The organism is Microbacterium sp. C-MGS6 (assembly GCF_058140415.1).
In genome coordinates, this window is the sequence record NZ_CM176934.1 from 1,310,383 (window position 1) to 1,324,781 (window position 14,399).

Consider the following 14,399-nt stretch of genomic DNA (forward strand, 5'->3'; position numbering starts at 1 on the left):
CCGGAGGGATGACTCCGCACGAGCTCCTTCCGGATCTCGGGCTCAGACGATCGCTTCCAGAGCGTCCAGGAACACCCGGCTCTGGGCGTCACGCGTGAACTGCGTGCCCTCGGCGAGCGATGGGGCCTGTACGCGTCCGGTGCGCGACTTCTCCTCGGCCATCGCGTATAGAGCGTCCGCGATCGCCGCGGGGTCATTGCTGACGACGCCGAGCCCGTTGTCGCGTATCAGGTCGCCGGCGGCGCTGTCCTCGAGCCCGGTCATGATGATCGGGCGCGCAGCTCCGATGTACTCGAAGACCTTGCCGCTCAGCACGCCCTTCTCGCCGGGGTCGTTCCACAGCAGAAGCAGCAGCGCGTCGGAGTCGGCTTGGATCTGCAGCGACTCCGCGTGGCTCACCTTCCCGTGCTGGCGGACGGCGGCATCGAGCCCCAGCGACTCGATGGCGGCAGCGACCTCGGCCGAATGCGGACCGTAGAAGTCGACGGAAATGCGGGTGTCCGGGTGCGCACGCAGCAGCTCCGCAACGCCGCTGAGGAACGGCAGGGGATCGCGTCTTTTAGGGATCACCCAGCCGCAGTAGGCGATGCGCAGTTCGGAAGAGGACGGGTGGTACTCGAGATGCGCGAAGTCCTGGGGGTCGTAGCCATTGGTGACCACGACCGTGGGGACCCCATACGCAGCTTCGAGTTCGTCCGCGAGGGGGGCGCTGACCGTGGTGAGCAAGGCAGCGTCCGACACGTGCCGACGCTCGACAGACGAGTCCAGGCGACGTCGGAGCGCGCCGTACGGGTAGTAGGTGCTGTTGGAGAGCAGGTCACGGTAGTCGACGGCGAGCTTGGCCTCGAAGTGCTTCGCCAGTCTGGAACCGAGCATCAGGGCGCTGAACGGGCCGACGCTGGTCACGACCACGTCAGGGCGCCAGTCCCATGCGGCGGCGTGGCGCCCTGCGGCTTTCGCCCACCGGCCGTAGATGTCCGGCCAGACGAACTTCATCGCGATGGCGTAAGCGACCGACGCGGCACGGTGCCACGGCCGCGGCTTCTTCGGTTTGAGGCTCTGCACGCCGGAGACGGCCTTCATCATCGGGTCCGCCACGCGGTGGATGGTCAGCCCGGCGTGCTCGGGGACGATGAGACCCTCGTCCGCGCCGTCGCGGGTGAGCACACGCACCTCGTGCCCCGCGGAGGCCCAGAACGAGGCGAGCTTCGAGATCCGCACGGCGGCGATCTTGTTCTCGGGCGGGAAGAACGGGCAGATGAGCAGGATTCGCATGTTCCGGGTCTCCTGGGAAGGGCGGACGGGGGAGGGAGCGGACGAAGCTACGGCACAAGTCCGGCGAGCGACGCTTGGAACCGGAAGTCGGGTACCTGCGCGACGACTTCGTCGAAGGTGCCGAAGCCCAGGACGCGACCCTGATCGAGGTAGCAGACCTGGTCGTAGTGCCGGATGGTGGCGAGACGGTGCGCCACGGTGATGAAGGTCACCTTGCCGTGCAGCTCGTTCATCGATTCGACGACTCGGTTCTCGGTGGCCGTGTCGAGCGAGCTCGTTGCTTCGTCCATGACCATCACCAAGGGATCGGTGTAAAGCGCCCTGGCGATCCCGAGTCGCTGTTGCTGCCCTCCGGATACCGAGGAGCCGCGTTCGCCGAGACGCTCCTCGAGTCCGCCGGGACGCTCGGCAATCTCGCTGATGTGCGCTCGTCGAAGAGCCTGGACGACACGGTCGGGATCGTAGTCCTGCTCCCACGTCAGCGCGACGTTCTGCGCCACGGAGCCGTCGAACAGTGCCACCCGCTGCGGCACATACCCCACGCGCTGACGCCACTGATGCAGGACACGGTCCACGGGGTGCCCGTCGATCTCGAGAGTTCCCGACGTCGGTACGCTGAGGCCGAGGATGATATCGATCAGCGTGGACTTCCCGGCGCCCGAAGGACCGACGATAGCGAGGCTGGATCCGAACGGGACGCTCAGATCGAGGTCCTTCAAGACCGGTCCGCGGTCACCGTCGTAGCTGAAGGAGACGTTCCGCAACCGCAGCTCGCGGGGGTGCAGGGGCAGGCTCTCGGAGTCGCTCGGCTCGGTCTGCACGGCCGTGTTCGTCTGCGTGAGCTGTCGGATCACGTCCCTCGCGTAGACCTCGTTCGAGGATGCGGCTGTGAGGCTGGCCTGCACAGCGTTCATCGAGGGGATCATCCGGAATCCGGACGCGGCGAACAGCGATATGGCCACGACAGCCTCCGCGGCGCCGCCGGTCAGGAATGCCGAGGCGCCGATGAGGACGAATCCGCCGATCAGGGCGGCCTCGAAGGCGTAGCGCGGGACGATGGTCATGAAGGCGAGGTTCGCCCGCGATCGGGTCGCAACCGCTCGGTTCTTCGAGATGACGCGCCCGGCCTCGTCAAGCTTGCCCCGCAACGTGACCTCTTTCAGCGCCTCCACCATCTCCGTCATCACAGTCGCGACCCGATAGGAGTAGTCACGACTGCGTTGGCCTTCGGATTTCGAACGACGGGAGAGTGTGAGCGAGATGGTTCCGGACACGATCGAGAGGTAGACGAAGGCGATCAGTGCCGTCAGCGGCTGAGCGATCACGAGGATGAGCAGTGCCGCGAGGAACGTGAACAGGTTGCCGGGCACTTGGGAGAGCGCGAGAAGGAATCCGCGGTTCGCGCTGCCCACCGAGGAATCGACCACGCGCGTGAGCTCCGCAGTGCTGATCCGCGAACGGTCCTCCCAGCTTGAGTGGGTGTACGCGGCGAACAACCTGTCGCCGAGGTCCAGCTCGTACCTGGCGAAGCGGCGCGTGGCGCGCCAGTGCAGCGTCGCCGCGAGCACTCCCTTGAGGATGAACAGCGCGGCGACGGCGACCACGACCCAGGCCGTGGCCGACTCGGGGAGCGGGCCGAAGAACGGGATCTCGATCGGTTTGTCGGTGACGAAGGTGTTCACCGCGAGGACAATCAGAGCCAGCGCCGCGGTGTCGAGGATCGCGAGCAGGCCTGTGGCGATCGAATACCAGAGATAGAACGGGCGGGCATCGCGCGGAAGCACGCGGAACAGATCGAGCAGTGTCCGCCAGATGCTTCTCATCGGGGTGAGTCTCCTTGCTGTTTCACAGGGCTACGCCGACGCGGGAAACCCTCATGGATCCTACCCGTTGGCATTCGGGCGGATCTGTGGGCGTGCGCAGAGACGCGGAGGCGTCGCTCTTCACCCGTGTGCGAGGATGGACGGCAGCTGAACCGACGGGAGACCGATGCGCCACGCCGCCGCCAGAGAGCAGGCTTCGGAGACCTGCCTGATCCTCCTCACGAACTGCTTCCCGTTCGCCCCCGGCGAGGAGTTCCTCGAATCGGAGATCGGCCACCTCGCGGCGGCATTCGATCGTGTGCTCCTCATCCCGGTCGTCCGCAGCGTCGGACAGACACGGAGACGGGCGACTCCGGAGAACGTCGAGGTGATCCTCCCCGAAGCCGTCAGCACGGCGAAGGCTGGCATCCGGAGAGCTCTTCGCTATGTGGTCCGGCACCCCGTCAGAGCCGCGGCGGCTTTCGGGCGCGCATTGCGATCCTTCCCCCATCCGCGGCGGATCTTCGTAGACCTCCGTCTCGATCTGCTCGCCTGCACGGTCGCCGACGAGGTGGCAGCACCGGTCCGCGCGCGGCTCGCTCCGGGAACGCGCGCCGTGTTGTACAGCTACTGGATGATGGTGCCGGCGCGGACGGCGGTGCGACTGGCTGACCGGTTGGGCAGTCGGACGGTGCCGGTGATCAGCCGCGCACACGGCTACGACGTGTTCTCCGAGCGTAGCCCTGGCGACTTCCTGCCTCAGCGCGAGCTGCTCCTCTCCCGCGTCTCGGAGGTCTTCACCGCTTCAGAGCACGGGGCGGACTACCTCCGGACGAAGTACCCGGACTACGCCGACCGCATCAAGACTGGCCATCTCGGTGTCGCACCGGCGAGGTCGGCAGGCAACGTGGTGCAACACCCGCTGAAGGTGTACACCTGCGCCTACCTGGTGCCGGTGAAGCGCATCCCGCTGCTCATACAGGCGCTTGCCGTCGCGCAGCGTCGGGGGCTGAAGGTCACCTGGACCCACATCGGCTCAGGGGGCGGGGAGTATGCCGCTGCTGTCGAGAGACAGGCGGGCGAACACCTGGAGTCCGGAACCTTCGAGTTCCTCGGCGACCTCACCAACGACGAAGTCCGCGCGCAGTACACAGCACAGCCGGGCGGTGTGTTCGTCAACGTTTCCGAATCGGAGGGGGTTCCCGTGTCGATCATGGAGGCACTCGCACAGGGGTTTCCCGTGATCGCCACGGACGTCGGGGGCAACAGCGAACTGATCGACGTCGATGGCGGGATGTTCGACGGACTGCTCCCGGCTACGCCGACCGCCGAGGAGATCGCCGACCGACTCGAGCTGCTGACCGCTGCGGAGACGGATGACTACCGACGGTACGTGGAGGCGAGCATCGCGCACTGGCAGCGAGCATGGTCGAGCGATGCGAACTACTCCGCGTTCAGCGCACACCTGCTCGGCGCGGCGCGCGCAATCTGACAGCCTGTCCGCGCGCATCGCCCCGCAGCGGCTTGCCTAGGATGGGTGTCGTGAAGATCATGAGTGTCGTGGGCGCGCGCCCGCAGTTCGTCAAGCTCGCCCCCATCGCCCACGCCATGCAGGCTGCCGGCCACGAGCACGTCATCGTGCACACCGGCCAGCACTACGACCCGATGCTTTCGGACGTTTTCTTCCGCGACCTCGGCATCCCCGAGCCGGACGCGCACCTGGGTGTCGGTTCCGCTTCACACGGTGTTCAGACGGGCGCGATGCTCGCCCAGATGGATGAGGTGCTTGCGCGTTTCGAGCCGGACAGCGTCCTCGTTTACGGCGACACGAATTCCACGCTCGCGGCGGCCATCAGCGCGGTGAAGCTGCACTACCCCGTGGCGCATCTGGAGGCAGGGTTGCGGTCCTTCAACAGGGCGATGCCCGAGGAACACAACCGCGTACTCACCGACCATTCCGCCGATCTCTGCCTCGCACCCACTGAAGTGGCGATGGGCCACCTCGCAGAGGAGGGACTCTCCGCGCGGTCGGTCTTGGTTGGCGACGTCATGACCGACGTGCTGTACCAGGTTCGTGATGCTGTGATCCGCGAGGGCTCGACCGCCGCTGCAGGCATCAGTGGTCCGGGGGAGTACTACGTGGCCACCATTCACCGCGCCGAGAACACGGATAGCCCTGAGCGGCTGCGCGAAGTCGTTGCGGCCTTGGCTGCCGCGGACAAGCCGGTGATCCTGCTGGCGCATCCGCGCGTGCGCGCCAAAGCGGCCGAGCACGGCATCGCGCTCGACGCGGGCGCGTTGCGAACGCGGGATCCACTCGCGTACCCGGAGCTGATCGCCGCGGTTCTCTCGAGCGCCGGCGTCGTGACTGATTCCGGAGGCCTGCAGAAGGAGGCCTTCCTGCTGAGGGTGCCGTGCACCACAGTCCGGCGTGAGACCGAGTGGGTGGAGACGGTCGATCTCGGATGGAATGTGCTGGCGAACTCCGCGGAGGAGATCACCGCCGCACTGACGAGGCCGGCGCCCGAAGCGACCGAGGCGGCCCCGTACGGCGACGGGCATGCCGCGACACGCGCGGTGAACGCGATCGTCGCGGCTTTCGGCGGCTGAGCACTCGGCGCAGGGCGCCAGCGTGGCCATGTGGTTCTGCGATACGATTCGGCCGTGCTTCTGACTATCGGGATCCCCACCTACAACCGCGCCGAGGACGTCAGGAAGACCGTGACGGAGATTCTGGCGCACGAGGATTCTGAACTGGTCGACATCGTCGTCATCGACGACGGGGGAACCGACGACGCCGCTGAGCGCCTGCGCGCAGATCCGGCGGTCGTCGACAGGGTCCGCGTGCTGCGGAACCCGGAGAATCTGGGTTACGCAGGCACCTTTGCGAGGTTGTTCCGCGAGTGCGAGACCGAGTACCTCATGCTCACGGCCGATGACGACCGTGTCCTGATGGAGAACATCCGAGCCCTTGTGGAATACCTGAGCGACCACGCCCCCGTTTTCGTCTCTCCCCAGTTCCTCAGAGATGGGCGAGTTTCCCGGGGACGCTCGTTCACCGGGGCGATCGCCCCCAGGGACTTCCTCGCGGCATCCGCGCACGCGCCGGGCCTGGTGTATCGCGTGGAGGACTGCCTGCCCGCGCTGGGGGAGCTCGCGGAGCGAGCGGAGGCCGAGGAGGTCGACGCCCTCGTATACCCGCAGGTGCACATCGCCATGCGCCTGATGCTGGCTGGCGAACGCTGCACCTGGCTCGCGCTGCCCACCGTCGCCGAAGGTGCGTACCGGCCATCGGGTATCCGGGATGCGGCAGGGGGCCAGTACTGGTCGGTCGAGTCGCGTTGGAAACAGCTGCAGGCATACGACGCTCTTCTCTCCCGGTGGACCGCCGACGATGCGAGCGGGCGGGCGCAGGAGATGCTCACAGCGCAGCGGGACCGCGCCTTCCATGCGATCGCGAGCGCTATCCGCATGGAGCACCCTGACCTCGGCGCCGCGTTCGACGAGGGCGCTCGTCGGCGTTATCAGAGAACCCTGCGAAGCCGCATCCTTGCCGTGCCGATCGTCGGGTGGGTGGTGCGCCAGCGCCGGTCTTTCGCACGCCGATCATGACGGTGCTCCCCCTTCCGAGGGGTCTGTCGCGCGCGGGCATCATCCGCCGAATAGCCCCATAGACTGGACCCCATGCGTATCGCCGTCGTGGCCCTCGGAAAGATCGGGCTTCCCCTCGCCGTCCAGTTCGCCTCCTCCGGTCACGATGTGATCGGTGTCGATGTCAACCAGAAGGCGGTCGACATCATCAACGCCGGGCAGGAGCCGTTCCCCGGTGAGGCCCACCTGGCGGAGAAGCTGCAGGAGCTCGTCCCCTCCGGCCGTCTGCGCGCCACGACCGATTACGCCGAGGCGATCCCGGGAGCCGACGCCGTCGTGCTCGTCGCACCCGTGTTCGTGAACGACGAGACATGGGAGCCGGACTTCCAGTACATGGACTCGGCGACGCGATCGCTCGCCGAGCACCTCACGCCCGGCACCCTGGTGTCGTACGAGACGACGCTGCCCGTGGGGACGACGCGGAACCGGTGGAAGCCCATGATCGAAGAGGGCTCCGGCCTGACGGAGGGCACGGACTTCTTCCTCGCTTACTCGCCGGAGCGCGTGCTCACCGGGCGGGTCTTCGCTGACCTGCGCAAGTACCCGAAGCTCATCGGCGCGCTGTCCGACGAGGGAAACCGTCGCGCCCGCGAGTTCTACGAGTCCGTCCTGCAGTTCGACGAGCGTCCCGACCTCCCTCGCCCCAACGGTGTGTGGGACCTGGGAACGACGGAGGCCTCGGAGATGGCGAAGCTCGCCGAGACGACGTACCGCGACGTGAACATCGGTCTGGCCAACCAGTTCGGTCTGTTCGCCGCTGCACACGGCATCGACGTCTACAAGGTGATCGAGGCCTGCAACTCGCAGCCGTACAGCCACATCCACCGCCCCGGCATCGCCGTCGGCGGACACTGCATCCCGGTCTACCCCCGCCTGTACCTGTCCACCGACCCCGACGCCGACATCGTGCGCGTCGCGCGCCAGCTCAACGCCTCCATGCCGGAGCGCCTGGTGGCGCAGGCGGAAGGCATCCTCGGCGACCTGAGCGGTCTGCGAGCGGTCGTGCTCGGGGCCGCCTATCGCGGCGGCGTCAAGGAGACGGCGTTCTCCGGCGTGTTCCCGACGGTGAAGGCTCTCCAGGACCGCGGCGCGCAGGTCGTGGTGCACGATCCGCTGTACAGCGACGAGGAACTCGGACGCCTCGGCTTCGACGCGTACGAGTTCGGCGGCGAGGCGGACCTCGTGATCCTGCAGACGGATCACGCCGACTACCGCGAAGTGTCGCCGGCGGACCTGCCGGGGGTCCGGCTGCTCGTCGACGGGCGCAACGCCACGGATGCGGCTCGCTGGGCGGGGACCCCGCGGATCGTGGTGGGCGCTGCGGCCTGATCGGCCCGGTGACCCGACCTCCCAGGCGCGCCCCGATACGATGGGGAACATGGATCTTCTCGTCGTCGGGTCGGGTTTCTTCGGCCTCACCATCGCCGAGCGCGCCGCGGAAGCGGGCCGCACGGTGACCGTCATCGACCGCCGCTCGCACATCGGCGGCAACGCCTACAGCGAGGCGGAGCCCGAGACCGGGATCGAGGTGCATCGCTACGGTGCGCACCTGTTCCACACGTCGAACGCGACGGTGTGGGAGTACGTCAACCGCTTCACGTCGTTCACGAACTACGTGCACCGCGTCTACACGACCCACAAGGGCGTCGTCTTCCCGATGCCGGTGAACCTGGGGACGATCAACCAGTTCTTCCAGGCCGCGTACACGCCGGACCAGGCTCGCGCTCTCGTCAAGGAGCAGGCGGGCGAGTTCGATGCGAAGTCCGCGACGAACTTCGAGGAGAAGGGCATCGCCCTCGTCGGCCGCCCGCTGTTCGAGGCGTTCTTCCGCGACTACACCGCGAAGCAGTGGCAGACGGACCCGCAGAAGCTCTCCGGCGACATCATCAGCCGGCTCCCGGTGCGCTACACCTACGACAACCGGTACTTCAACGACACCTGGGAGGGCCTGCCCACGGACGGCTACACGGCGTGGCTCGAGCGGATGGCCGACCACCCCCGCATCGAGGTGAAGCTGGACGTCGACTACTTCGACGAGTCCCAGCCGCTGAACAAGAAGGCGACCGTCGGTCAGGTCCCGGTGGTCTACACCGGTCCCGTCGACCGCTACTTCGACTACGCCGAGGGGGCGCTGAGCTGGCGCACGCTCGACTTCGAGCAGGAGGTGCTGGACGTCCGCGACTTCCAGGGCACCAGCGTCATGAACTACCCGGACATGGACGTGCCGTACACGCGCATCCACGAGTTCAAGCACTTCCATCCGGAGCGCAAGGACGTCTACGAGTCCGAGAAGACCGTGATCATGCGGGAGTTCTCCCGGTTCGCCGAGCGCGCCGACGAGCCGTACTACCCGGTGAACACCCCGGCCGACCGCGAGGGCCTGCTGGCGTACCGCGAGCTCGCGAAGGGGGAGAAGGACGTCCACTTCGGCGGTCGCCTCGGCACGTACCAGTACCTCGACATGCATATGGCCATCGGGTCGGCGCTGTCGCTCTGGAACAACACTCTCTCCTAGACTCGGAATCGTGAGTCACGCTGCTGTCGGGGCGCCCGGGACGCCCCGGCGCTATCTGCATTCGCTGTGGCTGCTGTCCGCGCGCGACCTCAAGGTCCGGTATGCGACCAGCTTCCTCGGTTACGTGTGGTCGGTTCTCGACCCGCTGGTGATGAGCGCCATCTACTGGTTCGTGTTCACGCAGGTGTTCAGCCGCGACGTCGGCGAGCAGCCGTACATCATCTTCCTCATCAGTGCGCTGCTGCCGTGGGTGTGGTTCAACAGCTCGGTGTCGGACTTCACCCGGGCGTTCAAGAAGGACGCGCGCCTCGTCCGCTCGACGTCGATCCCTCGTTCCATCTGGGTGAACCGCATCGTCCTCAGCAAGGGCATGGAGTTCCTGTTCTCCCTGCCGGTGCTGGTGCTGTTCATCGTCATCAACCTCCTGTTCGAGAGTCATGCCGACCAGGTCGTGCAGATCGGCTGGGGCGTGCTATGGGTGCCGGTGGCCATCCTCATGCAGACCGTGCTGCTCGTCGGGCTCGGCCTGCTCGTCGCTCCGCTGTGCGTGCTCTACACCGACCTCGAGCGCACCACCGCCCTCATCCTGCGTGCGATGTTCTACGCGACACCGATCATCTACAACGTCACGGATCTGCCCGGCATCTTCCAGACCCTCGGCGCCTTCAATCCGCTCGCGGGGATCTTCATGCTGTACCGCATGCCGTTCTTCCCCGATCAGTGGAACCCGTTCACGCTCACCGTCAGTGCCGTGATGTGCCTGCTCATCCTCGCGCTCGGCGTCTGGGCGTTCCGACGTCTCGAGCGCCCCGTCCTGAAGGAGCTGTGATGGACGCCGCTATCGTCGTGCAGAACCTCGGCGTCCGCTTCCGCCGCAACCGTCGCGGGCAGCGGAACTTCAAGGACCTCTTCGCAGGAGCGTCCCGGCGCTCGCGTCCCGGCGAGTTCTGGGCGCTGCGCGACGTCTCCTTCACCGTGCAGCCGGGTGAGTCGATCGGCGTGGTCGGTCGGAACGGGCAGGGCAAGTCGACGCTGCTCCGCCTCGTGGCCGGCGTCCTCCTGCCCGATGAGGGCACGGTGAGCGTGAACGGCGGCGTCGCCCCGCTCATCGAGATCACCGGCGGATTCGTCGGCGACCTCACGGTCCGGGAGAACGTCCGCCTGACCGCCGGACTGCACGGCATGTCGAAGGACGAGGTCGCCCGTCGGTACGACGACATCATCGCCTTCGCCGAACTCGCCGGATTCGAGGAGACGCCCTACAAGCACCTCTCGAACGGCATGAAGGTGCGCCTCGCGTTCTCCGTCGTCTCCCAGCTCGACGAACCCATCCTGCTCGTCGACGAGGTGCTCGCGGTCGGCGACAAGGCCTTCAGGGAGAAGTGCTACAAGCGCATCGACGAGCTGCTCTCGGACGGCCGCACGCTGTTCTTCGTCAGCCACAACGAGCGCGACCTGCGCCGCTTCTGCACCAGGGGGCTGTACCTGGATCGCGGCACGCTCGCCATGGACGCCCCGATCAAGGACGTCCTGGACCGCTACAACGCGGACTACTCCGTCTGAGACGACGCACCGACCCGGAGTGTCAGAGGCCGACGAGGCCGCGCAGATCTGCCGCGGCGGAGCGTGCATCGGCGATCGCCCCTGACACTCCGGAGCCGCTCTCGATCGCCGCTCGCAGTGCTGCGAGGCGCTGCGCGTAGGTCTCCACGCCGGAGCGCCAGGGGTCCTGGATGGACGACGGCGGCAGTGCGTCGCCCAGGCGCTGCGCGTCCTGCTGGAGCGAATCCACGACAGGAAGCGCGTCCTGGCCGCTCGCTCCCGCGATGATGTCGAGTCCCCGGTCAGCGGAGTTCAGCCACCCGGACACCTTGTCGCGGAAGACCTCGACCGTCGGGTCGCCGACCGGGGGCGCGGTCGTGATCGGAGTCGGGTCCGGGGTCGCGGACGGGGCCGACGTGGCGGTCGGCGTGGGAGCGGACGTCTCGGACGGGCTTGCCGTCGGAGACGGACTCGCGCTGCCGGCGGGCTCGGGGCCACCATCGCGCGGCAACAGGAAGAACAGCAGGACCCCGACGATCGCGAGCGCCGCAACGCTCAGCCCGACGATCAGCCACACCCGGCCGGTGCGCTTCGGCGCGGGGGGAAGCGGGGCCCACCGTACCTCGGGCTGCGGCTCGTCCATGTCAGGCCTCCAGGGGGCTCATCGGCTCCCAGGTGCGATCGCGACCGATGCGGCCGCCGTCCCTGAGCCCGCGGAACAGGTTGCTCGTGCCGCGGACGGTGCGCTCCACGAAGACGAGCCGGATCAGCTCCTTGAAGAACGTCGCCGTCGTCCCGAGACCGAACAGCACGGGGTTGTAGACGCCGTGCACCCGGTAGTACTGCTTGATGAAGGCCCGGTTGCGCATGATGTAGTAACGGTAGGCGTTGCTCGAGGCGTTCATGTGCCGGATGCCCATGTCCCATTGGCGGATCTCGCGCGTGCGGCGCAGCACGAACTCGTCGACGATGACCGCGGTGGTCAGGCGCGAGGCCAGCCACCCGTACATCTGGTCGTCCCAGTAGATGAAGAAGCGGGGGTCGGGGAGGCCGATCTGCTTCACGATCGAGCGGTGGATGAACATCCCCTCGAAGCAGCCGCTGTTCATCTCCTTGTAGCCGGAGGAATCGAAGCCTGCAGGGGCGAAGGGGATCGGGATGCCCATGCGCTCCGCGATGCGGTACTGCCAGTAGAACTCGCTGCCGTCGTAGTCGTAGCGCCGTCCCTGGATGCTCTTGAAGCGCGGTGCCCAGGCGCCCATTCGGGCGAGACCGTCCGGGAGCACCTCGACGTCGTCGTCCATCATCCAGATCCACTGCGCGCCGAGGTCGTACGCCGTGCGCATGCCCTCGCTGAATCCGCCGGACCCGCCGGTGTTGACGTCGAGACGGCGATACACGAGGTCGGTGCCGATGTCGTCTCGGAAGGACTCGACCACGTCGGTCGTATCGTCCGAGGAGGCGTTGTCGATCACGATCACGTGGCCCGGCTTCGGATCCATCGCGGTGATGCTCGTGAGCAGGCCGGTCAGCAGATGCGAGCGGTTGTACGTGACGATGACGATCGCGGCGGAAGAGGGATCGAAGGCAGGAGCCTCGGTGGTCATGCCTTCTCCTCGAAGACCTGCTGCCAGGATTCGGGCGAGACGAGCTCCGGCAGTGCTTCCCGGTACTGACGCTGCAGTTCGGGCCATCGACGTCGCAGCTGAGCGTGCAGACGCACGGTGTCTCGGAGCATGCGGCGGTACTTGGCGCGGTCGCGCGTGTAGATGTTCTTCCCGGACCCGTCGGCGGCGCTCACGAGCGCGCTGTCGTACAGCGGGACGCGCCACCAGTGTGCGTCACCCTTCCCGAACTCCACCTCCGGCCGAGCGATGTTCGCCGGGTCGGGGCGGTGCACCCAGTGCGAGAGTAGCGTCTTCAGCGTGAAGATCCGCAGTCGCAGGCCGGTCGGACTGTCGAACTCGTTCTTCGGCAGCCGCTTGTAGACCTGTCGTCCGCGGCGCGAGTGCAGCACGCGCGCAGGATCGCGATGGACCACCGTCTCCGGGTATTCCGCGGCCAGGGCGCGTGCGGCCGGCATCGCCGTGGCCAGGTTGCGGCGCATGTGGTCGGGTCCGGAGAGCACGTCGCGGAGGGCGCGATTGCGCAGCGCCACCGGGTAGTACTGCATCATCATGAGGTGCTTCAGATCGACGCGCCGGCTGTGCACGATGAGGCGGCCGCCTCGGGGTGCTCCGGAGTGCAGGAGCCCGGCGACGATCCGGTTGCGGGCGTGGAAATAGGCCTGCCAGTCGATCGAGTCGTCCTTGTTCACCCAGGAGACGTGCCAGAGCGCGACGCCGGGCATCGACACGGTCGGGAAGCCCGCCTCGCCGGCACGCAGGCAGAACTCGGCGTCGTCCCACTTGATGAAGGCGGGAAGGGACAGCCCGACCTTGCGCACCGCGTCGAGCGGGATGAGGCACATCCACCAGCCGTTGTAGTCGGCGTCCATCCGCATGTGCAGCAGCGGCGACTGGCGCAGGTTGGCGACGCCGAAGTCGTGCGGCATCTTCTCCTGGTAGAGGTTGCGCCACATGAATGGCCCCTCGTCGACGACCTCCGCCCAGCCGTGCAGCTTCGGGCGGTCGAGGAGGTCGAACATGTGTCCGCCGACGAGCACGGGCGTCGTCGCGAACTGACCGAAGACGATGGAGCGCCGCAGGGACTCCGGCTCGATGCGGACGTCGTCGTCCAGCAACTGCACGAAGTCGCTCTCCGGGCGCTGCAGGGACTCGTGCATCGCTCGGGCGAAGCCGCCCGATCCGCCGAGGTTGCCCTGGCGGATGACCTGCAGCGTCTCGCCCAGGCGCTCGGCGACCTCGGCGTAGCCGTCCTGGTCCGCGACGAGCTGCGTGCCCTGGTCGACGAGGAAGATGCGGTCGACGAACTCCAGCGCATCGGGGGAGGAGGCGAGCGCCCTCAGGGTCTCCACGCAGTAGTCGGGCTTGTTGTACGTCGTGATGCCGAGGGAGGCCTTCCCGGTGCGGGCAGGCTCCTGCTCGGTGGTCCACTCCGCGCCCTCGAGCACGGCGGGCTTCTCGTCGGCGACGATGTCGAACCAGATCCAGCCGCCGTCGCTGTACTGGGTGAGGTCGAGGTCGAACGAGGTCGTCGCCTCGCCGGTGACCTCGCGAGTGGCCACGCGCTGGCGGACTCCGCCGCCGTTGGAGCGGTAGACGAGGATGGTCGCCGGCCCCGTGGTCCGTACCGTGAGCTGCACCTCGCGGACGCTCGTCCAGTGCTGCCAGTACGACGCGGGGAAGGCGTTGAAGTAGGTGCCGAGGGAGACGCGCCGACCGGCCACGATCCGGGCGCGGTGCCGTCCCAGGATGTTGCCCAGGTGCGCGCGGCTGGAGACCCGGACCGGTTCCTCCTCGATCACCGACCACGTTTCCGGATCCGCGTACAGCGGGAGAAGATCGGGGTCGCGATCGAGCGGGAAGACGACGTTCTGAAGGACGTGGGCCACAGGGAGGTTCTCCGTTGTTGGTGCCGCGGTTGCTGCCGGAGGGGCAGCACGCGACTCGACGAGCAGTGAGTAGCCTACCGGTGGTCGCCTTCGGATCTGC

At 67.3% G+C, this 14,399-nt stretch carries 12 protein-coding genes; 7 read left to right on the plus strand and 5 right to left on the minus strand.

What is annotated here, in order from left to right; translation table 11 throughout:
• Positions 1-42 precede the first annotated feature (42 nt).
• Together AC3B5L_RS06280 and AC3B5L_RS06285 are read right to left on the minus strand one after the other, a co-directional pair.
• On the minus strand, positions 43-1,275 hold the full coding sequence (locus AC3B5L_RS06280) for a glycosyltransferase (protein ID WP_259953178.1): 1,233 nt from the start codon (positions 1,273-1,275) through the stop codon (positions 43-45).
• A gap of 47 nt (positions 1,276-1,322) precedes the next feature.
• Positions 1,323-3,098 (minus strand): ABC transporter ATP-binding protein, encoded by a 1,776-nt coding sequence (locus AC3B5L_RS06285; RefSeq protein ID WP_187663706.1) that lies wholly within the window; start codon positions 3,096-3,098, stop codon positions 1,323-1,325.
• 166 nt (positions 3,099-3,264) lie between these two features.
• Between AC3B5L_RS06285 and AC3B5L_RS06290 the strand changes: the two genes are divergently transcribed.
• The 7 genes from AC3B5L_RS06290 to AC3B5L_RS06320 all read left to right on the plus strand — a co-directional run bounded on the left by AC3B5L_RS06290 (position 3,265) and on the right by AC3B5L_RS06320 (position 10,806).
• Positions 3,265-4,569, plus strand: coding sequence for a glycosyltransferase (locus AC3B5L_RS06290; RefSeq protein WP_259953181.1), 1,305 nt, complete (start codon positions 3,265-3,267; stop codon positions 4,567-4,569).
• Between the two features lie 50 nt (positions 4,570-4,619).
• On the plus strand, positions 4,620-5,687 hold the full coding sequence (gene wecB, locus AC3B5L_RS06295; protein WP_259953192.1) for a non-hydrolyzing UDP-N-acetylglucosamine 2-epimerase: 1,068 nt from the start codon (positions 4,620-4,622) through the stop codon (positions 5,685-5,687).
• A gap of 30 nt (positions 5,688-5,717) precedes the next feature.
• Positions 5,718-6,689 carry a glycosyltransferase family 2 protein gene (locus AC3B5L_RS06300; RefSeq protein WP_490096314.1) on the plus strand — a complete coding sequence of 324 codons (972 nt, stop codon included), beginning with the start codon at positions 5,718-5,720 and terminating at the stop codon, positions 6,687-6,689.
• A 72-nt stretch (positions 6,690-6,761) separates the two neighbouring features.
• Complete coding sequence (locus tag AC3B5L_RS06305) at positions 6,762-8,057, plus strand: nucleotide sugar dehydrogenase (protein WP_259953199.1); 1,296 nt, start codon at positions 6,762-6,764, stop codon at positions 8,055-8,057.
• A 49-nt stretch (positions 8,058-8,106) separates the two neighbouring features.
• A complete protein-coding gene (gene glf, locus AC3B5L_RS06310; protein WP_187663711.1) occupies positions 8,107-9,243 on the plus strand; it encodes a UDP-galactopyranose mutase in 1,137 nt (378 codons plus the stop codon).
• 10 nt (positions 9,244-9,253) lie between these two features.
• The gene (locus AC3B5L_RS06315) at positions 9,254-10,072 is read left to right on the plus strand and encodes an ABC transporter permease (RefSeq protein WP_259953200.1); all 819 of its coding nucleotides are present in this window, start codon (positions 9,254-9,256) and stop codon (positions 10,070-10,072) included.
• Entirely contained in the window at positions 10,072-10,806 is a 735-nt protein-coding gene (locus tag AC3B5L_RS06320; RefSeq protein ID WP_187663713.1) for an ABC transporter ATP-binding protein, read from the plus strand. The genes AC3B5L_RS06315 and AC3B5L_RS06320 overlap by 1 nt, the downstream gene beginning before the upstream one ends.
• 22 nt (positions 10,807-10,828) lie before the next feature.
• On the opposite strand, the gene AC3B5L_RS06325 is transcribed toward AC3B5L_RS06320, so the two are convergent.
• The 3 genes from AC3B5L_RS06325 to AC3B5L_RS06335 are packed head-to-tail and all read right to left on the minus strand — an operon-like array spanning position 10,829 to position 14,299.
• Positions 10,829-11,428, minus strand: a complete 600-nt coding sequence (locus AC3B5L_RS06325) for a hypothetical protein (protein WP_259953201.1) — start codon at positions 11,426-11,428, stop codon at positions 10,829-10,831.
• Between the two features lies 1 nt (position 11,429).
• Positions 11,430-12,392: a glycosyltransferase family 2 protein gene (locus AC3B5L_RS06330; RefSeq protein ID WP_187663715.1), complete on the minus strand. Its 963-nt coding sequence runs from the start codon at positions 12,390-12,392 to the stop codon at positions 11,430-11,432.
• The gene (locus AC3B5L_RS06335) at positions 12,389-14,299 is read right to left on the minus strand and encodes a glycosyltransferase (protein ID WP_187663716.1); all 1,911 of its coding nucleotides are present in this window, start codon (positions 14,297-14,299) and stop codon (positions 12,389-12,391) included. The genes AC3B5L_RS06330 and AC3B5L_RS06335 overlap by 4 nt, the downstream gene beginning before the upstream one ends.
• Positions 14,300-14,399: the final 100 nt, after the last annotated feature.